Here is a 22,875-nt window from a genome sequence, read left to right as displayed (position 1 = left end):
TTTAAAAATGATTAAATCAGTAATATTTGATATGGATGGGGTAGTGGTAAATACCGAGCCCCTGAGCCATAGAGCAAACAGCAGGTTTTATAAATCGCTTGGTATACAAGTTTCTGATGAGGTATATGCTACATTTATAGGAAACAGCGATATAAACATTATACAAAAAATAAAAAATATCTACGGGGTAGAAACGCCTGAAGATGTATTGTTGCAACAATGCCTGGAGTATTACTGCAATGAATTTGACGCTGATAAAACCCTGGAACTAATGCCGGGTGTTAAAGATTTAATAGTAGATTTATACAATAACGGAGTTGTAGTTTTACTTGCATCATCATCATCTAAAGTGAAGATAGAGAGGGTATTTAACCGTTTTGGATTGAATCCTTACTTTAGCTATAAAATTAGTGGTCAGGACTTTGAGTTTTCAAAACCCCATCCAGCTATTTTCCTTGAAGCGGTGTCAAAATCAGGTTTTACTGCCGATGAATGTGTTATAATAGAAGACAGCACAAATGGTGTTAAAGCAGCTAAAGCCGCCGGGGTATTTTGTATAGGTTATAAAAGTGAAGAAGAAACCACTCAAGACACTTCATTAGCCGATATAGTTATTACTGATTTCAGTCAACTTAGCTATGATAAAATCAAGAATCTGAAATAATTTACAGTCTCATTTTTAAATAGTCGACTTTAGATTTTAAAAGGTTTGACTTTATAATTCTTCTTTATAAAGCCAAACTTTTTCTTCTCCGGTAGCATCAAGAACCGGTATACCAAAAGCCATCCTGAATTTATCGGCTACCCTTAGCGCTTTGGTTTTATCTTTATCCTGGGCAAATGTTATATGACGGTTACCATAAAATGCGTTTACGGCAATAACTTCATTTACTATCCTTCCGGGAATAGAGGCTACATTAACCTGTTGTACTTCATTGGTACGGAAAACTGATACGTATTCAAAATCAGGTGCAGGAAGCCATTTACCTAAGTTTATACCGAGTACCGACCAGATTGTCCTGTACCTTTTTGTTTTAAAATCCATTTGCACTCCTTCGGTAGAGGCTATGTTTACACCTATAATGGATAATAAAACACCTATGATGATTAACACAGGTTCAAAAAGAGATCCAACAATAAGGAAAAGTAACGCAAAAGATATCGAACTGTAGCCTACAATCGTTTTAAATACTGAAAGAGGTTTAAGATAAGTATGCATATATAGGTTGGTTTTTTGACAAAGCTAAAGAAATTAAAACGGATAACCTATGGCAATGTTTAGCACCAGATTTTCTTTGCGCCAGCTACTGCTTCCAAATTCTATTTTATCAAATACCCATTGAAATCCTTCATTTACTACCGGTTTTCTAATAGGGAATGCCAAATCTAAGCGAACAATTAAGAACGATAGGTCTAATCTTAGCCCGGCACCCGTTCCCACTGCAATCTGGTCTGCAAAGCGGCCACTAAATTCGGCACCCGGCCTTGATGCATCTTTGTTCCAAAGCCATATATTTCCGGCATCTACAAACACAGCCCCATGAAATATACGGTATAGTTGTGCACGGTATTCGGTATTCAGTTCCAGTTTTATGTCACCGCTTTGATCCGGTAAAAAGGTTTTTGGGTCATAACCCTCAGTACTGCGGTAGTCATAACCTCCCGGGCCTATAGAGCGTGCCCTGAATGCCCTAATACTGTTTACTCCGCCTATAAAAAACTGCCTGATATAGGGTAGGGAAGAGGAGTTGCCATAAGGATAACCTACGCCTACAATGATACGGCTGGCAAGTTGTGAATTTTCACCTAGCTTCATGTAATGCCTGAAATCCTGTTCGGTTTTTGCAAACTGGCTAAACGGTACATTAAGTACGTTAATGGTGTCTCCGCCTTTAATATCTGCCCCGGTAATAAGCCCGGCAAGAGTACCTGCAAGCTCTAAAGATCCTTTGTAATAAAAGGTATGCTTGCGTTTTTTTTCCATGGTATTGGTATAGTTATAGGAATAGGTAGGCCCAAATATAAGCTGCTTATCTATAACTTTTTTTAATGCCGGGTTAGCCGGTATACCTTCTGCAGGGTTACCGTTAATCTGGTCATAGTACTCCTGGGTTACATGTTGCGGTTCTACAAAATTTATATCTGTTATATACAGTTGGTGTTCTGTTCTAATATCTTTTTTCCATAAATACCCAAACTGCGCCCGAAATGAGTTTAGTGCATACAGGTTTACCCTATTTTGATATTCATAACTCAAAGATGCTTTGGTTCTGGGTACAAACGCGCTACTGTCTTTTACCTTAATAGGGGTGATAAAACGTGGCCATACCAAGCTGGTTTCGCCACCTATGCGGTATACGTTATAGCCTTTATTTTGTCCGGCAACTTGTACTTCCATTCCACCAAATACAGACAATGTAAGGAGCTCAGCCGCCCGAAAGGTATTTCGGTTGCTCCAGTTTACTTTTACTTCGCCACCATTATAGTTTGCAGAGTTAGTTTTGGCGGTGGTTTCCAACCGTATTGATTTTTTTTGTTGAGGCGTAAAATAATAGTACGCATCAAGCGTATTTTTTAACGAATCTGAAGGATGAAATTCATTTTTTACAAACTTAAAGGTTCCCAGATTTATCAACCTGTTCAACGAAAGGTTGTGGTCGCGCCGGTTGTATGTGTCACCTTTATGAAAGAACAATGTACGGTCGTAAATGATAGGCCGGAACGTATGTGCAGAGTCTATAATGGTAAAATCTTTATAATGCTCCACAGCATCGGGTTTTACTTTAATGCTGTCTATATTAGAGGTAAGAGAGTAGTTAGGATAAATTATAATTTTGTTGATTTTATATGGTTTAGTAGCTTCTTCAGGAGTGGTAGGCTTTACAACTACCTTCAAGTCTACTTGGTAGTTGCCCACAGTGCTGTCTACCCTTACAAGTATATAATCGGGATTAAAATAAAAGAATCCTCTGTTTTTCAGGCGGCTGTCTATGCGTTCGCGTTCGGCTTTTATTACGTCAAGATCGTAAGGTGTACCAGGTATAAGCAGGCTACGGCGCTTTGTTCTGGAAATTGCTTTTTCAAGTTGTGAACTTGCACTGTCTTTAGGGAAGGTAACGTTTCGTATTTTAAATTGCTTACCGGTAGTTACAGTATATATGCCTTGTGCACGTTTATTATTAGAGGTTGAGTCAGCTGAAGTACGGGTTTTAAAATAGCCTTTGTTCTCGGCATAGTTTTGCAATATATCTGCATTGTAATCAAGATCTACCTGACTGTATAGTACTGGTGGTTCGCCCACCTTTGTACGCAACCAGTGCCTCAATCCTTTTTCTTTTGTAGGTTCACCTGCCAAGTTATAAAAGAAGAGTTTAAAACGCAATCCAAAAAAACTACGGTTGGGCTTAGGACGTAATAACTCTTCCAGCTCTTTTTCCATTGTTTTACGTTCTTTACGCCCCATAAGGCTGTCCTTTACTATTACTTTACTTCCTGTATACAGCAAGTCTCCTTCGGGCAGGTATTTTGTATTGCTGCAACCAAAAGTAAAAAATATCAGCAGCAATATATATAATGGCTTATTTATTTTTATCTTCATCATTAGTGCTATTTGGTGGCAAATCACTTTCTTTCTTCTTTTCCTGCGCTTTTTCTTTTTCAGCGTTTTCTTTTTCCCGTTCGGCTTTTGCACGTGCTTTACGCTCTTTTTCGCGGGCTATCATGTCTTTTTCTGCCTGTGTGCGATGGAATAACTCCCTAAATTTATTGTAATTCATTGTAATGATAAACGAAACTCCGGTTTCAATTACCTGTCCTTGCAGCGCTATCTGGTAATCATTGGTACGATAAGCTCTTACAAGGTATCTGCCGTCTTGGGTAAGTTGATAATCCAGAGATACATCTCCGGCTATGTTTGTACTTTGCTGGTTTGCCTGTTGTGGCCCCTCAAGCCCAAAACTACTGCCTACTGTTATTTTTAACCTGTCGTTAAATAGTTTTTTAGATACGTCAACATTCAGGTCAGTACGGTTTTGTTGTTCACCTGTTGAATAATCTTCAGTAGATTCTAAATCAAAATTAAGTTCTATGCCTTTTATAAGATCAGAGGCTAAGTTGTTAAGCTGTTGCGATAGTATTTTACTTACGCTTTGTCGGGCAATGGATCCTGCATTGAGTCCTCCATCTTCACTGGCAAAAGGATTTTCCCCTATAAAACGGTTCAATAGAAGTAATGCTATTACCTGTTTGTTAAGCTCCGAAGGCTGCTGGCGTATTTGTTCCAGCTTTGTTTCCGTGGTATTTATTACATCAGTCGGCACATCATAGTTTCCATCAGGTATTTCTATATCAAATGAAAGCTCAGGAGACAATAATTCACCATTTATTTTAAGCAGTGTATTTACCGGTATTTTCTGTTTATACATGTTTATGTTAGACTGAGATTGCCCCGTTATCTGGTCACTAACAAGGTCTATAGGAGGTGCCTCGGTTTTATAAATGGCAGTAAGGCTTAGTGTAGCATCGGTAGGATTACCGGTCCATAAAATATAGCTGCCTGATTTTATGTCAAATTTCTTCTTTATAAAATTAAAGCTCATTTGATAGGCTCCTTCGCTAAACTCATATCTTCCGGTAAGGGTTGTTTTCCCTGATGGGTCTATGCCGCCATTCAGGTGGGCTTCTCCTTTCAGCTCCAAGAAGTCGCCATTACCTTTGTCTATTATAAGGTTCAGGGTAGCTTCTTTTACAATTTCTATACTAACCGAAACATCCATGCCTTCTAATGCTGTTTTGTTTACGGTTTCCTCTATTTTAAGGCGTTGCATAGCTTCAATGTTGTCTTCGTCTACAAACTCTACAATACCTTCCCGGTCGGCTATGCGTGGGTCCTGTTGTGGCATTACCACAGTAAAATCCGTATCTTCATTTATCTTAAGGTCACCATCTACAACAGGATTATCCAGAGTACCTTTTACATTCAGGTTGGCATCAAGATATAAGTCGCCGTAATAAAAATCATTGTCTTTAGCTTTACTGTTTATAGCCCTGAAATTTTTAGCATTTATGTTCATGTTAAAGCCAAAAGCTTTGTAATCAGTAGTAGCTATACTGCCGTTTATGGTAAGCAGGTTGTTTTTTTGATCCTGAATCTTAAAGTTATCCATTTCAATACCTTTGCTGGTAAAGCGGATGTTGTCGTTAATCCCTTTGTACAAGGCATTGAACTCGGTAACTTTAAAGCTTACATCATTAAATTTCAGTTCACCAATTATATCTGGATCAGCAGTAGAGCCTGTAATATTAAATTGCCCCGATAGATTTCCTTTACTTTCTTTTAAAGCACCGAACGACAGCGCCTGTATGCTGGTCATGTTCAGGGTGCCAATGTTGAGGTTCAAATCAAAACTACTGGCTGTGGTATTGTAATTCCCTTTCAGGGTTACATCATTCCCATTTCCGGTAACGGCGGCATCGGCCGTAAACGTGTTGGCTATTTTATTATCGATATTTATCTTGATATTACCCACGGTATCTTTAGCTACGGCAAAATCTGTAATGTCCAGTTGCGATTCAAATACCGGGCTGGTATTTAGGTTGCTCACCTTTGCGGTGCCATTAATAGTTCCTTTAAACTTTGATTCTTCTTTCTGTATGGCATTGGTAATTGTTTCAATTTTAAAATCAGTCAAGGCTACGTCCAGCGGTGCATTAGCGCTTTCCGATTCACTTTGTATTTTTATAGAACCATTATCTTTACTAAGTTCAAAGTTATTCACGTACAAACCGCTGCCGTTCATCAGGCGAATGAGGTTACCCTCGGCTATCTGCCATTCCTCATAGTTAAGCATCAGTCCATTCGGGTTCAGGCTAATTTCGGTATTGTTGTTTACCTGTTTCATTTGCCCCGCCAGTAAGTATTGTTGTTTCTTTTTCTGGTCGTCTATTTCAAGGCGGTAGTTTACGGTATTATCTTTAATATCTCCGGTTAGGCTGGTTTTACCCAGTTGAAACTGGGTGTTTTCCAGACCGTCAACCCTTACTGTGTATACCATGGCGGTATCAGTCGTTTTTATGTTTGCCTCTACACCCGAAATGGTATTTGTACCATAGACTACCCTTGGAATGCTGGCGTTAACCACCAGGCTGTCATTAGCACTATTGTAATTGCCTTTAATGGTAATAGGCTCCAGGCGGGTAATTTGCGGTACCAGTTTATTTATTATAGGATCGTTGTCTACATTAAGGCTGAATGTTATTTGTTGCGGGTTTTCAGGTTTTTCCAGTGTTTGAGCCTTACCGGTAGCATAGTATTTAGCTATGGTATGCTTAATTGCATAGGGGAGTTGTGTAAGCTTATATTTCCCTACTGCCTTCGCCTTAAGAAATTGAGAATCGATATGAATGTCTGTAGTATCAGCTGTAGAAAGTGCTACGATTTTAATTGAATCCATAGCAAACTGACCCTCATTGTTAGAAAACATTAAATGATGTATGGCTACACGGCCGTTCGGGTTATCAGGATTTGCATCATCTATGTCTGCATCTATATTTCCTCTCAACTTTAGTGGTCCCGCATGCAGGTTTAGCTTTTCAAGGTCAGCAATGTCTACATTGAGATGCACTTTCCCCTTAGGATATTTTCCGTTAAACCCTCCTGAAGCATCCAATTGAAAATCAAGGTTAGGGTCGTCCATACTTGCTACAGCATCAAAATTACCTTTGTTAATTTTTCCGTCCACTATCAGGTTTTGGTAGGTATATTTGTTGTATTCAGCTTTAATGACTTTTCCTTTTACAACAGCAGTGGCAGTATTTGGGTCGAGTCCTGTACCTTTTACCTTGGCTTTTATGCTAATGCGGCCTATGGAATCGTTCTTTATTAGCTTACCGATGTTGAAGTTGTCGATATCTACAAGCGCATCGTATTTTTCTGCTCCTTTATGGGTTTGGTCAAAAATGCCTTTTACTTTAGCGTTGCCATAGCTGCTGTCCAGGTTCAGGTTGGCACTAATGTTATTCATTGTGCCCTTAAACGAACCTTTTACCGCTATGTTCTCAGGTATTTGTATGGTAGGGGGGATGGTACCCGTAGGCACAAAGCTGTTAATGTCCTTAGCGCTTGTTTGCAGCTTGCGTATATCCAGGTCAAAATGCGTTTTCTTAATATCGGGCAGTCCCTTTATACGGCCGCTGGCAGCTACTACGGTATTGCCTATACCGCGTAATTCCAGCTTGCCTATGTCCAAATCGCCTACACTGCCCTGTACGTTGGTGCTAAGGTATACCGTGCCGTTCGGGTTGTCTTTAAAAGGGTTTGTATTGGCAAGCTGCGGTGCAAAAAGCAACACATCTTTAAAGCCTATTTTGCTGCCGTCTATATTGGCATTTACCTGTAGTGTATTGATGTTTTTTTGCACCGCCTGCAACGAAGGATAGGCAACGGCAATGTGGTCTTTCAGCAGTGTATTCGGGGTTTTAAGGTACAGGTTTTTCAGCTCGGCACCCCTGGCACAGTATAGAAACTCTGTATGCAACTCCTGCACGTTTACACCGCTTTTATCCTGTACAGTAAGTTTTTCTATATCACCGGAAATTGCATTAGGTGTATATGATAGGTCTTTGGCTGTCAGATTGAGGTTGGTTATATCAAGGTGTTTGTAGTCAATCCCTTTGGTAACAGGCGCAGCATTCTGGTCGTCAAATTTAAAGGCGATGTCCTTCAGGTCAGTTTTGCCCAACTTAAACGTCCACTGTGCCTGTTGAACTGCAGTAGAGCTTTCGGGCAACGTATCGGCAGCTTGTCTTTCGGCCTTGCCCATTGCCAACTGTCCTTTAAGACCATTTATCTCAAGCTTTTCAAGGTCGATTACCTGTTTTTGCAGGTTAACCTCATTTACTTCGGCTACCAGTTTTTTCAGTTTCAGCCCGGTGTCCAGCCTACTGCCTTCATTGTCGTAGCCCACATCTATATTGGCAAAATCGATACTGCCCAATTTTAAAGATAAGCTTGGTTTGCTGCTGGCTTTTTCGGCAACTTTTTGTGTGGTTTGGGCTATTTCATCGACCATGCTTTGCTTAAAGCGCACTTTCAACCCATGCAGTTTTATATCGGGGATGTTAAAGCCCATCTTATCCAGGTCAAATTCCTTAAAGCGGGTTTCAAAATCGGTAATCCCGGCGGTAAGGTAGTTGCCCGTAATATCGTCGTCATACTTCACGCGGATGCGTTGCAGTTTCACCTTATTCATGGAGAATTTCATGGGGGCAGCCGTAGTGTCTTTTGGCTTGCCGCTGTCAAAAGCCTTTATGATATAATCAAAGTTAAACGTTCCCCGCTTATTACGGTTTACTTTGGCGGTAATACCCTGCAGGTCGATGCTGTTAATCTCTACCTCATTACTCATCAGCTTAAACAAGCTGATGTCTACCGCCAGTTTTTCGCCTGCAAGCAACGTATCACCCTGCTGCGATTCGAAGTATACATCCTTTAGGATTACCTTTTTTGGCAGCCCTATCTCTATACGGCCTATCTGTACCTCAGTGCCTATTTTTTTTTCTAAGTAGTTTACGGCATAGTCCTTTACCTTGTTTTGTACGTAGGGGATTTGCAGTAGCAAAACGATGAGTAAAAACAATGCAATGATACTCCCGATTGTCCACGCGAGTATTTTAAGGGATTTGCGAATGTACTTTTTTGCCTTAAGATTCATTTAGCTACTAAAGTATACAGAATTGTAATAATGGATGCCTAATATTTTGCTAAAAAAAACTTACAAAAAAATAAAAAACGTCAACGGTAATTTGTAAGCTACATAGGGCTCTTTGAGGCATGTCTTAAGAATACCTTAAACAAAATACTTACAATATCATGATAAAAAGGAAAGTTGTTATTTTGTAGTAGATTTATTCAGGATTAAGCAATTTATTACAGTTAACCGTAGTATTTTTACAGTATGGCAAAAGAGATTTTAGTTGTAGAAGACCAGGAAGGTATATCTAATTTTCTGAAGCAGGGACTTGAGGAAGAAGGCTATACTATTACTGTGGCTGCAAGTGGCGATAAGGGACTGGAGCTTGCCCTGCAAAATAAATTCGACCTGATTTTACTGGACTGGATGCTGCCAAGGCTTTCGGGACTTGAAGTATGCCAGGGAATCCGTAAAGAGGACAGGGAAACTCCAATAATTTTCCTCACGGCCAAAGATACTGTGCAGGATACTATTGCAGGCTTAAAAAACGGCGCTAATGATTATATTAAAAAGCCATTCAGCTTTGAAGAGCTATTAGAACGTATTAAAGTACAGTTCCGCAATGTTGCCGAAGAAAAGCCGGTTTATACCCTGGGCCCCGTAACCCTTAAGACCGAAACACACCAGGTATTTACTGATGATGTGGAGATATCGCTTACTCATAAAGAGTTTACTTTACTGGAATATTTACTTAAACATAAAGGTGCTGTATGTACCCGAAACGATATTATTAAGGATGTATGGAACATCCATTTTGACTATGACACAGGTGTAATAGACGTGTTTATAAACGGCCTTCGCAAAAAACTGGGCTTCACCCGAGACGACAGTTACATTAAAACCATACGTGGAGTAGGGTACCTGGCCAACGATGAATAATACCATGAGAAAACCAAGCATTAAAGACCGTATTGCTTACTTTAACCTGGCCGGGGCAGCTACCCTGGTGCTGGTTATTTTTGTTGTTATTTATCGTATTGTTTTAGCCGGAGTGGTGTACGGCATTAACCACGACCTTAAAGTAGAAGTAGACCGCCACACAGCGTTTGTGGCGGGGCAGGGACACTTTGAGAAAATGGTGAAAGACAATGAATGGGCAGAAGCTGAGCGAAATACTATGGATGGCAACCCAATTTTTGTGGAGATATTTGATAAAAACGGTAATGCGATTAAAAAGTCGAATAATTTAAAAACCAGCGATCTTATTTTTCACCGGCATAAAGATACTGCACATTATAATGACGTAACTATAGGTAATATTACCGTTAGGCAAATGCAGGCTCAACTGGTAAACCAGGGTGAACTTGAAGGATATGTGGTTATCGGTATGTCTATATCAGACCACTACAGTGTTATGAAAAGCCTAAGGATAGTGCTTTTTATTGCGTACCCTTTGGTATTGCTTATGTTGTTTTTTCTTACACGCTTTATAGCCGGCAAGAGCCTTCAGCCGGTTTTTAGTATTATAAGTGCTACCAAAGAAGTTTCAGATAAAAACTTGAATACCCGTATTTCACTTCCTGAAAAAAAAGACGAATTATATACCCTTGCTATTGCTATTAACGAACTACTAGACAGGATAGAAAGTGCTGTTAGCCGAGAAAAGCAGTTTACTTCGCACGCCTCGCACGAGTTACGCACACCGCTGGCAGTAATTAAAGGCACGCTTGAAGTACTTGTGCGTAAACCTCGTACTACAGAGGAGTATGAGGCCAAGATACAATATTGTATAAACGAGGTCAACCGCCTAACAACCATAGCCGATCAGCTGCTGATTCTTACCCGGTTTGAAAGCAGTAAAGAAGTAGTAAATAAGAGGCAGCTTGCCCTTGATGAAATAATACTCGAAGCCATAGAACGTCATTCACCTGAAATGGAAAAGCGTAACATGCACCTTGATTTTACTTTTGGGGAGCATTACCTCATAATGTCAGATGTTTTTATGGCGGGGGTAATTATGGATAACCTCATAGGTAATGCAATTAAGTACTCTAATGATGGTGGAACAGTATCGGTATTGTTATCTGATGAAAAAGGGTATATCAGTTGTTTGATTACTGATAAGGGAATCGGCATAGCCAAAGAAGACCTGGAAAATATTTTCGAACAGTTTTATCGCTCCGAAGCTGAAGAGCATAATGAGATAAAAGGTACCGGACTCGGCCTTGCTATTGTAAGGCGCTACTGCGATATACTGGGCATCAGTCTAAACATAAGTAGCACCAAAGGCGAAGGAACCCAGGTATTACTCCGCTTTCCAGTAGCCTAAACATCAAAGCTGTCTACCTCTTTTACTTCACCTGGTTGGAAATCACCTAACAGAATATTACCCACGCGCACACGTACCAGCCTTAATGTAGGGAATCCTACCGCCGATGTCATTTTACGAACCTGCCTGAATTTACCTTCCGTTACAGTAATGCTTACCCAGCTTGTAGGCCCGTGGCGTTCGTCTCGAATCTTCTTTTGGCGAACGGGAAGGGCAGGAGCTTCCTCTAATCTGAAAGCCAAGCACGGTAGTGTGGTATACTTTTCTCCTTTAACGCCTATTTGCACACCATCTTGCAATGCCACTACGGCCTCGTCGGTAATAATTCCGTCTACTTGCGCGTAGTATTCCTTTTCTACCTTTTTGCTGCGTACAATTTCGCTCATCATACCATCAGTAGTGAGCAGGAGCAGGCCTTCGCTGTCTTCATCGAGCCTGCCTATAGCCATGGTGTCAGGTGCAAAATCATGCAGTTCTCCCAGAAGTTTTTTATTGCGCTTCAGGTTGTAGGTAAACTGGCTCAGGTAGCCCCAGGGCTTGTATATAAGGTAATGGTGGTGCATAGTGTTTTATCTGGCGCGAAAATATCAAAATAAAGCCGTAATTTTGGTATATATGAGTAAACGCGACCTGAAAAAATACCTTGCAGAACTGCCAAAGCAAGAACTTGAAGAGCAACTGCTGGCTTTGTACGAAAAATTCCCTGAGGTGAAAACCTATTACAATTTTGTTTTTAACCCGAAAGAGGATAAGCTGGAACAGGAGGCCAAGGTAAAAATTGGTGCCGAGTACTTTCCGCCTAAAGGCAAACGCCCCAAGCTGCGCCGAAGTGTAGCCCAAAAGTATATAAAGCACTTTATTAACTTGGGGGTAGATCCATTTGTAGTGGCCGATGTAATGCTTTATAATATAGAAATTGCTCAAACATATTCTGATAATAAGCACATACGCTACGAAACCTTTTACAAGAGCATGCTCAATTCGTACAAGCAGGCGGTGGATTATGTAGTAGGAAATGGTATGACGCCCAACTTTAAAACGCGCATAAACAAAATATACACTGAAGCCATGCGACAGCGTTGGGAAAACCGCAAAGAGTTTGAACGCATTTACGACAACTTTGAGTAGTATTTTTCTTTATAAAGTGTTAAGCTAAGTGCTGCATAACTTATTGTAAACTAAATTTGAACTTGAAACCTGACCCGAGGTGATAACCGAACGGATGAAATAAACCAAAAAATAATGGCACAATTCATAAAAATATATCCTCAGAATCCGAATGAAAAGGAGATTGCCAAAGTTGTAAAAATACTTCAGGATGGCGGTATCATCATTTACCCCACCGATACTGTATACGGCTTGGGGTGTGATATTACCAACAGTCGTGCACTTGAACGCATTGCCAAGATAAAAGGCATTAAGCTGGATAAGGCCAACTTTTCATTTGTGTGCAGTGGCTTGAGCAATTTATCAGACTATGTAAAGCAGATAGATACCAGTACGTTTAAGATACTGAAACGCTCGCTGCCGGGACCGTATACGTTTATTCTGCCCGGAAATAACAATTTGCCGAAGGAGTTTAAAAAGAAAACTACCGTGGGTATACGTGTGCCTGATAACAATATAGCACTGGAAATAGTACGTCAGCTGGGCAACCCTATTATCAGTAGTTCCATCCACGATGAAGATGAGGTAATTGAATACAGCACTGACCCCGAATTGATATTTGAAAAGTGGCAAAATTTAGTAGATGCTGTTATTGATGGCGGTTACGGTGATAATGTGGCTTCCACCATTATAGACCTTTCTGGAGATGAACCTATTGTAGTACGTGAAGGAAAGGGCGATCCTGATATTTTTTAATACCACGCATTTTAACTCATTTTTGTAGAGATATCGACTAATCCTCTTGATTGTATTAAATCAGGAGGATTTTATTTTTAATGTAACTCCAAAAAGTTGGTATTTAAAACAACGGTTACAATAGTTACTAAAACGTATTCGGAGATTTTGTGCCGAAAATGGATTATCGCACATCCCAAATTTATATTTTTGAAACTACAGCAATCTATGCTTGTAAAACAGCCGTGATTTTTCAGAAAAATAAATTTATAAAGGATAAAATTATATCCCTTTTAATTCCTGCGATGAAACCAATTTTAAAAATAAGCCTTAGTATAGCCCTCTTTTTTCTTACAATAGGGGCAGGCGCTACCGAACCTTTTATTACTGCTAATGCATCGGCCAATACAGTGCCGGTTAAAGAAAAGGAGGGAGGGCTTACCCTGTACAGTAATGAAAATATAGATAAGGGCGTCAGCCGGGCTATCCTTAACCTGCAATCTGATTTGTATAAAGTAACGGGTACCCAACCGGTATATACAAGCCAAACTACAGGTATACAAACCCCGCTTGTCATTATTGGTACTTTTGGAACAAAATCCATCATTGACCTGCTTGCAAATCAAAATAGAATTGACGGCAAACTGCTTAAGGGCAAACGCGAGAAATACATCATTCAGAATATTAAAAATCCTTTTGGCGCAGGAGATGCTATAGTTATTGCCGGTAGTGATAAGCGTGGTACTATTTACGGCATTTATGAATTTTCAAAACAGATAGGTGTATCGCCCTGGTACTATTGGGCAGACGTCCCCGTAGTGCACCGGGATAATCTTTACTTTATTAAAGGTATTTATACCGATGGCGAACCGGCGGTGCAATACCGGGGTATTTTTCTTAATGATGAGGCACCTGCATTAAGCGGCTGGTCTAAGCAAACGTTCGGGGGCTTTAACAGTAAATTTTACGAAAAGGTGTTTGAGCTGCTATTGCGCCTTAAAGCGAATTATATGTGGCCTGCTATGTGGGGCAATGCCTTTTATGATGATGATCCTGAAAATGGCGTACTGGCTAATGAAATGGGGATAATTATGGGTACATCGCACCATGAGCCTATGGCCATGGCGCAGTCTGACTGGCATCGTTACATAAAAAAGAATAATCTGCCTAACGTTTGGGATTACTCTAAAAATGCCGTTGTGTTGCAAAAATTCTGGCAGGCGGGTATAGAACGAAGCAGGAACTGGGAAAAGCTGGTTACTGTAGGTATGCGTGGCGATGGCGATGAAGCTATGGGCGAGGGTACTAATATAAAATTATTGGAACAGATAGTAAAAGACCAGCGCACCATTATAGGAAAAGTAACCGGACAAAAACCGGAGAAAACCCCGCAGGTATGGGCATTATATAAGGAAGTGCAGGATTATTATGACAAAGGCATGCGCGTGCCCGATGATGTTATCTTACTTTTTTGCGATGATAACTGGGGTAATGTCCGCAAACTGCCTGATCCGGCACGCAAGCTCCACAAAGGCGGGTATGGTATGTACTATCATTTTGACTATGTAGGCGGCCCGCGAAATTCTAAATGGATAAATATAAGCCCCATACAACGTGTATGGGAACAGATGAACCTGAGCTATACACATGGCGTAGATCGTTTGTGGGTTGTAAACGTGGGCGACCTGAAGCCTATGGAATACCCCATTAGCTTTTTTCTGGACATGGCTTGGAACCCTTCGCAATTTAACGCGCAAAACCTGCTTTCGCATACAGAAAAGTGGGCAGGGCAACAATTTGGAAATGAAAATGCTAAAGAAATTGCCCGTATTATTAACCTGTATGCAAAATATAACAGGCGCGTAACACCGGAAACGCTGAACAGTACAACCTATAGCCTTGAAAACTATAACGAGTTTGAAACCGTACTGAACGATTACCGTACCCTTGCGCTTGATGCTTATCGCCTGTATGATGTAATGCCGCAGCAATATCGAGATGCATATTACCAGCTGGTACTGTATCCGGTAAGCGCGTGCAGTAATTTGTATGAAATGTATTTTGCTGTGGCTAAGAACAAACAGCTTGCAGCAAAGAATGACATTGAGGCAAATTATTATGCTGATAAAGTAAAGGAATGCTTTGCACGCGATGCCTTTTTACAACACCAATACAGCGACATTATATCGGGTGGTAAGTGGGCACACATGATGGATCAGGTACGTATAGGATATTCCTCGTGGCAGGAACCGAAACAGAACATAATGCCCGAAGTGGTATATGTGCCTGAAACAGCTGCTACACAAGGAAAAGTATTTAAAGAGAAAGACGGTTATGTAGCCATAGAAGCAGAAAACTATTCGCGCGCTGTGGGGACTAAACAAATACACTGGGAAGTAATCCCTGATTTTGGGAAAACGAAATCGGGGATTACCACGTTCCCTCAAAATAATACTCCTGCTGAAAAAGATGCTGTTTACCTGGAATATGATGTTGATTTTACATCAACAGGGGAAGTGGAAGTACAGCTGCTGTTTGCGCCAACGCTTAATTTCAATGAGAACAAGGGATTGGTGTACGAAATCTCTTTTGACGATACTACGCCACAATCGGTTAATTTTAATGGACATTATCGCGGAGAATTAGGACAATGGCAGGCTGAACACATTATACGTTCGGCTACAAAACACACCATAAAGCAACCGGGTAGGCACAAGCTCCGTTTCAGGGTACTGAACCCGGGTATAGTGCTGGAGAAAATAGTAATTAATACCGGAGGTCTTAAGCCTACTTACCTTGGCCCGCCACAGAGCGAACTAAAAACAAACAACTAAATACTACAATCATCTAATTAAAAAATATCATCTACCATGTGTAAGCCGGTTTTGTATAAAATATTGTTTTTCAGTTGCATTTTTAGCTTTTATAGCTGTGTGGCCCAAAAGCAGGATAAAGGTAATAAGGAGGTGCGCGAACGCATTTCCATTAATGAAGGTTGGAAGTTCTATAAATATGCGGCAACAGAAAAGCCGGACAGCCTTATATATGATGTACGCCCCGACGCTGTTAATGAAGACGGTAAAGCTGCCGATGCCGAGCCTACAATGGCACTTCAGGTGAAGACAAAGAGTGCGGTGCTGAAATCGTGGATAATGCCATCGGGTAACAGCTTTATTAAAGATACTGAAAAGCATTACACCAGGCCTGTAGGTAAAAGCCCCGGTAATAATTTCCCATTTGTACAGGGCGGTTTTAACGATGCAAAATGGCAAGAAGTAAACCTTCCGCATGACTGGGCGGTACAAGGGCCTTTTTATAAAGGTTGGGATACCGAAGTAGGCGGGGGCATGGGGCGCCTGCCCAGCCAGGGAGTGGCATGGTACAGGAGAAAACTTGATATACCTGCTACAGACAAAGGAAAAAACATTTACCTGGATATAGATGGCGCCATGTCTTATGCTATGGTGTGGCTAAACGGGCAGTTGGTAGGAGGGTGGCCTTACGGATACGCATCGTGGCGCGTAGACCTTACGCCTTATATTATTCCTGGAGGCGAAAACCAGTTGGCTATCCGTATAGATAATCCGCTAAGCTCATCACGCTGGTATCCCGGTGGGGGTATCTACCGCAGTGTATGGCTGGTAAAAACGGGCAGTGTACATGTGGCGCATTGGGGTACTTATGTAACCACCCCAATTGTTTCGGCGGCGTCTGCCACGGTGAAAATTGAAGCTACGATAGAAAATACCTCTGCCCAAGCTGGTAAGTTTGATATTACTACAGCTATATACGGGCTTGATGCCAATGGAAACAAAGAAAAGAAAGCTGCTGCAACTGCTAAAAGCATAAGCCGTGATATTGCCGCCGGTAAAAGTGTTGTAGCAGATGCACAGGTAACAATAGCCAACCCTAAGCTGTGGGGTCCCCCGCCAACACAGAAGCCCAACAGGTATGTGGCGGTAACTTCGGTTTACCAAAACGGCAGGCTGCTCGATGTGTATGAGACACCTTTCGGTATAAGGAGCCTGGAGTTTGATGCAGAGAAAGGGCTTTTTGTAAATGGCGAAAAAATAATAATTAAAGGAGCCAACCAGCACCACGACCTTGGTGCACTGGGTGCAGCTTTTAATGAAAGGGCAGCCGAAAGGCAACTGGAACTGTTGGGCGAATCGGGCTGTAATGCCATACGCCTGGCACACAACCCGCCTGCGCCCGAATTACTGGATATGCTCGATAGAATGGGCTTCCTTGTAGTAGATGAAGTCTTTGATTGCTGGGAACGTAAAAAAACATCGCTGGATTTTCACCTGATTTTCCCGGAGTGGAGCGAACAGGATTTGCGCGCCATGCTCCGTAGGGACAGGAACCACCCCGGTATTATACTGTGGAGCTTTGGTAACGAAGTGGGTGAACAATATACAGGTGAGGCCGGTGCAGCCGTTGCCGAAAGGTTAAAGGCCATTATAAAAGAAGAAGATACAACAAGGCCTGTAACGGTATCTATGAACTATGCCAAACCCGATATGCCACTGCCGGCAGTAGTTGATGTAATCAGCCTTAACTATCAGGGTGAGGGTATACGAAATGGTGGTGCCTATGCCGGGCTTAAAGGTATCACCACCCCGCCGCTGTTCCCTGCATTCCATGAAAAGTTTCCGGGTAAAATGATTATCAGCAGCGAAAATGCAGCTGCGGTAAGCAGCCGTGGTAAGTATTATTTTCCGGTGGCAGCACTAAATAGTGCCCCGGTAAAGGACAATGCGGGCGGAAACCCTACAGAACAACAGGTAAGCGCTTACGAACTGTATTCGGTAGATTTTGGTTCATCGGCAGATAAGGTATTTGCTACTATGGATGGTCACCCTTACGTAGCTGGTGGCTTTGTGTGGAGCGGGTGGGATTACCTGGGTGAACCCACACCGTACTATCTTTCACGCAGTTCATATTTTGGTTTTATAGATTTGGCAGGTTTTAAAAAAGACCGTTTTTATCTGTACCAGTCGTACTGGGCCCCAGAGAAGCCTATGGCGCACCTGCTACCACACTGGAACTGGCCCGAAAGGGTAGGGCAGGTAACCCCTGTGCACGTATTTACATCGGGTGATGAAGCTGAACTGTTTTTAAACGGAAAATCACTTGGTAAGAAGAAAAAAGGCGCATTAGAATACCGCATAAGGTGGGATGATGTGGTGTACACACCCGGCGAATTAAAAGTGGTGGCCTATAAAAATGGGAAACGCTGGGTCGAAGACCGTATCGCTACAACAGGCAGCGCCTATAAAATAGAGTTGGTACCCGATAGGGCTGTGTTGAATGCCGCCGGGAGCGACCTTAGCTTTATAACCGTAAAAGTAACCGATAAGGAGGGTAATGTAGTGCCCGATGCCGCAAACAATATCCGTTTTTATATAGAGGGAGATGGTGAAATTGTAGCCACTGACAATGGCGACAGTGCTAACCTTGTGCCCTTCCCTTCGCATGAGCGTGCGGCTTTCAGTGGGCTTTGCCTTGTAATTGTAAAACCGAAGAACCACAAAAAGGGCAGTATGACTGTTAAGGCTGTTGCTGATGGTTTACAGCAGGGCAGTGTTGTGGTAAAAGTGAAATAATAAAGTATACCTTACTATGTATTACAGAATAAAAAAGTGTAACCCACTTTGGTACATTATATTGTTTTTAAGCCCCTTGTTTTCCTTTGCAGATAACGGGCACCAACTGTGGCTAAGGCCTGTAAAAGCTAACCAGGTTACGGTTGTTGCATCAGGTAACTCACCCACACTGCTTATTGCCAAAACAGAACTCGAAAAAGGATGGACAGGTAAAAGCGGCGCTACGGTGAAGCTTATCCTCACTAAAGATAACGCCCTTAAAGCCGATGGCTACAGGCTTACACCTGCCGGTATTGAAGCCCGTACCGAAACCGGGCTGCTGTATGGCGCATACGAACTGCTGCGCAGGCAGTACATCCATCAGCCGGTTGAAAATGTAGTGTCTAATCCGTCTTATGGGCTGCGTATATTAAACCATTGGGATAACCTAAACGGCAGTATAGAACGTGGTTATGCAGGTGAATCCATTTTTTGGCACAAAGGCGATGATGCTTTTACCATTACCGCTAACGATATTACGGCCTGGACAGCATATGCGCGTGCCAATGCATCCATTGGTATTAATGGCGCCGTGTTGAACAATGTAAATGCTTCGCCGCAAATGCTTTCTACAGATTACCTGAAACGTACAAAGGCCATTGCTGATGTGCTGCGCCCGTATGGGATAAGGGTATACCTGTCGGTCAATTTCGCTACGCCAATAAAGCTGGGCAACCTGCCTACTGCCGACCCACTGAATAAAGATGTTGTAAAGTGGTGGAAGGCCAAAGCAGCTGAAATTTACAGCCTCATACCTGATTTTGGTGGATTTCTGGTAAAGGCTAACAGCGAGGGGCAGCCCGGCCCTCAGGATTATAAACGTACCCATGCTGATGGTGCAAATATGCTGGCCGATGTACTGAAAAAATATAAAGGTATTGTAATGTGGCGGGCGTTTGTGTACAATGCTACCGAAACCGATAGGGCAAAGCAGGCTTATACCGAATTTATGCCATTAGACGGTAAGTTCCGCGAAAATGTAATCATACAGGTAAAGAACGGCCCAATCGATTTTCAGCCGAGAGAACCATTTAGCCCGCTGTTTGGTGCTATGAAAAAAACACCTGTAATGCCGGAGGTACAAATCACACAGGAATACCTGGGGCACTCTAATCAGCTTGTATTCCTGTCTACCATGTGGGAGGAATTTTTAAACAGCGATACCTGGCAGCACGGAAAAAACAGCACTGTGGCTCGCTGTACTGATGGTAGTATCTTCTCTCAAAAATATACCGCTATAGCCGGTGTGGCAAACATTGGTCTTGATGATAACTGGTGCGGGCACCATTTTGCACAGGCCAACTGGTATGCCTTCGGCAGGCTGGCATGGAGTAATACTTTAAAAAGCGATGCAATAGCAGATGAGTGGCTCAGGCTTACTTTTGGCAATGCAGATAAAACAAATGATAAAGAATGGGAACAAAATTTCTTGACACCCATAAAAGGAATGATGCTGCAATCCCGTGAAGCTGCTGTAAATTATTCTATGCCGCTGGGGCTGCACCATATTTTTGCTGCAGAGCACCACTACGGCCCCGGCCCCTGGTATGCCCCGGCTAACGTGCGTAAAGACTGGACGCCGCCCTACTACCACCAGGCAGATGATAACGGTATCGGTTTTAACCGTACAACTTCAGGCAGTAATGCTGTAAGCCAATACCACGAGCCGCTTGCCTCACAGTTTAATGATGTGGCTACCTGCCCTGAGGAGTATCTGCTGTGGTTCCATCATGTGCCGTGGGATTATAAAATGAAAAGCGGCAGGATACTATGGGATGAAATCTGCTACCGCTACGATACCGGGCTGCAACAGGTAAGGCAGTTCCAGAAAGTGTGGGATAAGGTACAGCCGTATGTAGATTCCCAGCGTTTTACCGATGTGCAGGGCAAGCTGCAAAGGCAATGCATAGATGCCCAGTTCTGGAAGGACGGATGCCTGCTGTATTTTAGCCAATTCAGCCACAGGCCAATACCGTATGATATAGAACGCCCCATACACACCCTGGAGTATTATGAGAAAATTGACCCGATTACATTAAAGGAAATAAAGGGACATAAATAACATCATCATATAGAAAACAAAGAAGGCTGCATTGCAGCCCTCTTTGTTTTTTAAAATTCTCAAGCTTACTTATCTGTCCTGAAAGGAGCCATAGGCAATTCCTCGCTGTTTACCAGGTTAGGGTTTACCGGGTTATCTGCCCAGGCGTAGCGTACGTACCTTGGTTCGGGTACAGTTTCGTTCCACAGTACTATTTTTTGTCCGTCTATTTTGGCATTGGCCCATACAAACTTTTTGTCTTCCCCCGCAATGGCAAATTCGGCCGGAGCTTCGCCATCGGTGGTTTTCAGGCCATTTGCGTTGCTGAATGATACGGTAATTTTGTCACCCAAAATTTCAGACGATTTATATACCGGGCCTTCCGCCACAATCTTTTCATTGTAGGCCAGCTTCCTTGCGGCTATTGCCAACCGTTCACCTACTTCTTTCTTCCTGTCAGGGTGTATATCGTTCCATTCTCCCAGGTCTATCGTCACAGCCATAGCGGTATTGGGTACCGAAAGCGTTTTAGCCTGTGCTTCCCTGAAAAGCGCCCACTGGCTTTCGGAAGGCCAGTAATTGTAGTCCATATAACCCGGCAATTGCGTAAACAGGAATGGCAGGTTGTTGTCGTTCCATTTGGTACGCCAGTCCTGTATCAGTGCGGTTTGTAGTGCAGTATATTCATTGGCTTTACCGGCATTGCTTTCGCCCTGGTACCATATAAAACCTTTTACTTTATATGATATGAATGGTGCCACCATAGCATTGTAGAGTACAGTAGGTTGGTTTTGTTTGTTTATTCCTCCTGCCAGCGGTTTTTCGGCAGGGTCTTTAACCCGGCTCACTTTATATTGCCAGTAACCCGTAAGGGAAACCGTGTCTTTTGCTGTGGCAATGTAGTACGGCTTATCGGGTACAAAACCGCCCTTACCCGAGTTGTTTGTTACCTTAATAGTGATGAGGTTTTTACCGGGTTTTAGCAGGCCGTTTGGTATTTCATAACGACGCTGCGGATACATATAAGAAGTATGTCCCACTTCTGTACCGTTTATGTAAACCACATCGGCATCTACTATACGCCCCAGGAATATTTTTGCCGGATTGCCGGGTATGCTTTCAGGGATGTCTACCTCACGGCGGTACCATACCGTACCGTCAAGGTTGTGTACGCCCTGGTCTTCCCAGTATCCGGGCATGGCTATGGTGTGCCAGCCTTTTGGGGTATAATCTGTGCTGTACCATTTTTCTGTTACTCCTTTATCTATTGGTTCGGGCGAATTAAATAGTTTTCCTTTATCAATTTCTCCGCTAATAGCTAGTTGCCTGTTCTTTTCTATGAGTGCTTTTGCATCGGCAAAGTTTTTAAATCCGCTTTCACTTATCCACGATTCTATTGGCGTACCTCCCCAGCTTGTGTTTACAATACCTATCGGGATGTTGTATTTTTCGTAAAGCGTTTTGGCAAAGAAATATGCCACTACCGAAAAATCACCAATGTTTTCCGTTGTTGCAGGCAACCAGGAAGTTTGCGGTACATCGGTTTCAGGGGCTATAAGATTGGTAGTGTTTGGTACAAAAAACTGACGTATTTTAGTATTGTTTGCCTCAGCTATTTCCTTGGCATACATTACACTATGTATACGCATCTGGTGTACCATGTTAGACTGCCCTGCACATATCCATACATCACCTATAAGTATATCATTTAATGTAATTTCATTTTTTCCTTTTAGCACCATAGTGTAAGGCCCGCCTGCTTTTTGTGCCGGCAGGATTACCGCCCAGGTGCTATCTTTAGCCGCTGTGGTTGTATAAGTCTTCTTGTCGAATTTTACGGTTACTTTTTCGCCGGGTGATGCCCATCCCCATATATTCAGTGGCTCATTGCGTTGCAGTACCATGCCGCTGCTTGCAATTTTGGGCAGTCTTATCTGGGCAATGGCAAAGCCCGTAAACAATAAGTAGCCCGACAGAAGGATGTGTTTAAAATAGTTCATTTTTGATGGTTATAGCAGTAAGGCTTTACGAATCTGAAATAAAAATAATGATATAGTCAGTAATACTATATATAATGGTGCTGTTTTTATAGAAAACGTTTTCGTATTTTTTGATATGCCTGCGCACCTACTTATATTTCTTACAACTACATTTGGCATAAATCGCTTCATCATACTTTAGTCCGGTATTTTTAACATTGAGAATTAAAAGCTGGAAATGCGTGCTGTAAGCTTATGGTTTTAATGACCATTAAGTTTAATTACAAGAAGAGATAAGGCGATAGATGACTTAACGAAAATTGAAACTAATATTGTAAAGAACATA

The 22,875-nt window shown here is 42.2% G+C and carries 13 protein-coding genes; 8 read left to right on the top strand and 5 right to left on the bottom strand.

Annotated elements, in window-relative coordinates:
- Positions 1 to 7 precede the first annotated feature (7 nt).
- Positions 8 to 664 carry an HAD family hydrolase gene (locus ACLI1A_RS11150; protein WP_411408734.1) on the top strand — a complete coding sequence of 219 codons (657 nt, stop codon included), beginning with the start codon at positions 8 to 10 and terminating at the stop codon, positions 662 to 664.
- 51 nt (positions 665 to 715) lie between these two features.
- On the opposite strand, the gene ACLI1A_RS11145 is transcribed toward ACLI1A_RS11150, so the two are convergent.
- Genes ACLI1A_RS11145 through ACLI1A_RS11135 form a run of 3 tightly spaced genes read right to left on the bottom strand, consistent with a single transcriptional unit; the run spans position 716 to position 8,711 of the window.
- Entirely contained in the window at positions 716 to 1,219 is a 504-nt protein-coding gene (locus ACLI1A_RS11145) for a hypothetical protein (RefSeq protein ID WP_411408733.1), read from the bottom strand.
- 33 nt (positions 1,220 to 1,252) lie between these two features.
- Positions 1,253 to 3,598 carry a BamA/TamA family outer membrane protein gene (locus ACLI1A_RS11140; protein WP_411408910.1) on the bottom strand — a complete coding sequence of 782 codons (2,346 nt, stop codon included), beginning with the start codon at positions 3,596 to 3,598 and terminating at the stop codon, positions 1,253 to 1,255.
- A complete protein-coding gene (locus ACLI1A_RS11135; RefSeq protein WP_411408732.1) occupies positions 3,579 to 8,711 on the bottom strand; it encodes a translocation/assembly module TamB domain-containing protein in 5,133 nt (1,710 codons plus the stop codon). Before ACLI1A_RS11135 ends, ACLI1A_RS11140 begins: the two co-directional genes overlap by 20 nt.
- Before the next feature lie 243 nt (positions 8,712 to 8,954).
- Between ACLI1A_RS11135 and ACLI1A_RS11130 the strand changes: the two genes are divergently transcribed.
- A complete protein-coding gene (locus ACLI1A_RS11130; protein ID WP_411408731.1) occupies positions 8,955 to 9,629 on the top strand; it encodes a response regulator transcription factor in 675 nt (224 codons plus the stop codon).
- A gap of 4 nt (positions 9,630 to 9,633) precedes the next feature.
- Positions 9,634 to 11,019: a sensor histidine kinase gene (locus ACLI1A_RS11125; RefSeq protein ID WP_411408730.1), complete on the top strand. Its 1,386-nt coding sequence runs from the start codon at positions 9,634 to 9,636 to the stop codon at positions 11,017 to 11,019.
- Here ACLI1A_RS11125 and ACLI1A_RS11120 read toward each other — a convergent pair.
- A complete protein-coding gene (locus ACLI1A_RS11120; RefSeq protein ID WP_411408729.1) occupies positions 11,016 to 11,582 on the bottom strand; it encodes a pseudouridine synthase in 567 nt (188 codons plus the stop codon). The genes ACLI1A_RS11125 and ACLI1A_RS11120 overlap by 4 nt on opposite strands.
- A 52-nt stretch (positions 11,583 to 11,634) precedes the next feature.
- On the opposite strand from ACLI1A_RS11120, the gene ACLI1A_RS11115 reads away from it, so the two are divergent.
- The 5 genes from ACLI1A_RS11115 to ACLI1A_RS11095 all read left to right on the top strand — a co-directional run bounded on the left by ACLI1A_RS11115 (position 11,635) and on the right by ACLI1A_RS11095 (position 20,571).
- The gene (locus ACLI1A_RS11115) at positions 11,635 to 12,147 is read left to right on the top strand and encodes a DUF6155 family protein (protein WP_411408728.1); all 513 of its coding nucleotides are present in this window, start codon (positions 11,635 to 11,637) and stop codon (positions 12,145 to 12,147) included.
- A 114-nt stretch (positions 12,148 to 12,261) separates the two neighbouring features.
- Positions 12,262 to 12,882: an L-threonylcarbamoyladenylate synthase gene (locus ACLI1A_RS11110; RefSeq protein WP_411408727.1), complete on the top strand. Its 621-nt coding sequence runs from the start codon at positions 12,262 to 12,264 to the stop codon at positions 12,880 to 12,882.
- A gap of 284 nt (positions 12,883 to 13,166) precedes the next feature.
- Entirely contained in the window at positions 13,167 to 15,695 is a 2,529-nt protein-coding gene (locus ACLI1A_RS11105; RefSeq protein WP_411408726.1) for a glycosyl hydrolase 115 family protein, read from the top strand.
- Positions 15,696 to 15,731: 36 nt separating this feature from the next.
- Positions 15,732 to 18,470: a beta-galactosidase GalB gene (galB, locus tag ACLI1A_RS11100; protein WP_411408725.1), complete on the top strand. Its 2,739-nt coding sequence runs from the start codon at positions 15,732 to 15,734 to the stop codon at positions 18,468 to 18,470.
- A gap of 16 nt (positions 18,471 to 18,486) precedes the next feature.
- Positions 18,487 to 20,571, top strand: coding sequence for an alpha-glucuronidase (locus ACLI1A_RS11095; RefSeq protein WP_411408724.1), 2,085 nt, complete (start codon positions 18,487 to 18,489; stop codon positions 20,569 to 20,571).
- Positions 20,572 to 20,636: 65 nt separating this feature from the next.
- Here ACLI1A_RS11095 and ACLI1A_RS11090 read toward each other — a convergent pair whose 3' ends face one another.
- On the bottom strand, positions 20,637 to 22,550 hold the full coding sequence (locus ACLI1A_RS11090) for a sialate O-acetylesterase (RefSeq protein WP_411408723.1): 1,914 nt from the start codon (positions 22,548 to 22,550) through the stop codon (positions 20,637 to 20,639).
- Between the last annotated feature and the right edge of the window lie 325 nt (positions 22,551 to 22,875).

This window comes from Flavobacterium sp. RHBU_3 (assembly GCF_046613565.1).
Taxonomy (GTDB): Bacteria; Bacteroidota; Bacteroidia; order Flavobacteriales; family Flavobacteriaceae; genus Flavobacterium.
Note: the sequence above shows the minus strand (reverse complement) of the source record. Positions and strands in the feature narration are given on the sequence as shown.

Excerpts from the sequence above, each read along its gene's own strand:
- ACLI1A_RS11140 (WP_411408910.1), bottom strand. The coding sequence starts at position 3,598 with ATGAAGATAAAAATAAATAAGCCATTATATATATTGCTGCTGATATTT.
- ACLI1A_RS11150 (WP_411408734.1), top strand. The coding sequence starts at position 8 with ATGATTAAATCAGTAATATTTGATATGGATGGGGTAGTGGTAAATACC.
- ACLI1A_RS11105 (WP_411408726.1), top strand. The coding sequence starts at position 13,167 with ATGAAACCAATTTTAAAAATAAGCCTTAGTATAGCCCTCTTTTTTCTT.
- ACLI1A_RS11145 (WP_411408733.1), bottom strand. The coding sequence starts at position 1,219 with ATGCATACTTATCTTAAACCTCTTTCAGTATTTAAAACGATTGTAGGC.
- ACLI1A_RS11110 (WP_411408727.1), top strand. The coding sequence starts at position 12,262 with ATGGCACAATTCATAAAAATATATCCTCAGAATCCGAATGAAAAGGAG.
- galB (WP_411408725.1), top strand. The coding sequence starts at position 15,732 with ATGTGTAAGCCGGTTTTGTATAAAATATTGTTTTTCAGTTGCATTTTT.
- ACLI1A_RS11115 (WP_411408728.1), top strand. The coding sequence starts at position 11,635 with ATGAGTAAACGCGACCTGAAAAAATACCTTGCAGAACTGCCAAAGCAA.
- ACLI1A_RS11130 (WP_411408731.1), top strand. The coding sequence starts at position 8,955 with ATGGCAAAAGAGATTTTAGTTGTAGAAGACCAGGAAGGTATATCTAAT.
- ACLI1A_RS11120 (WP_411408729.1), bottom strand. The coding sequence starts at position 11,582 with ATGCACCACCATTACCTTATATACAAGCCCTGGGGCTACCTGAGCCAG.
- ACLI1A_RS11090 (WP_411408723.1), bottom strand. The coding sequence starts at position 22,550 with ATGAACTATTTTAAACACATCCTTCTGTCGGGCTACTTATTGTTTACG.
- ACLI1A_RS11135 (WP_411408732.1), bottom strand. The coding sequence starts at position 8,711 with ATGAATCTTAAGGCAAAAAAGTACATTCGCAAATCCCTTAAAATACTC.
- ACLI1A_RS11125 (WP_411408730.1), top strand. The coding sequence starts at position 9,634 with ATGAGAAAACCAAGCATTAAAGACCGTATTGCTTACTTTAACCTGGCC.
- ACLI1A_RS11095 (WP_411408724.1), top strand. The coding sequence starts at position 18,487 with ATGTATTACAGAATAAAAAAGTGTAACCCACTTTGGTACATTATATTG.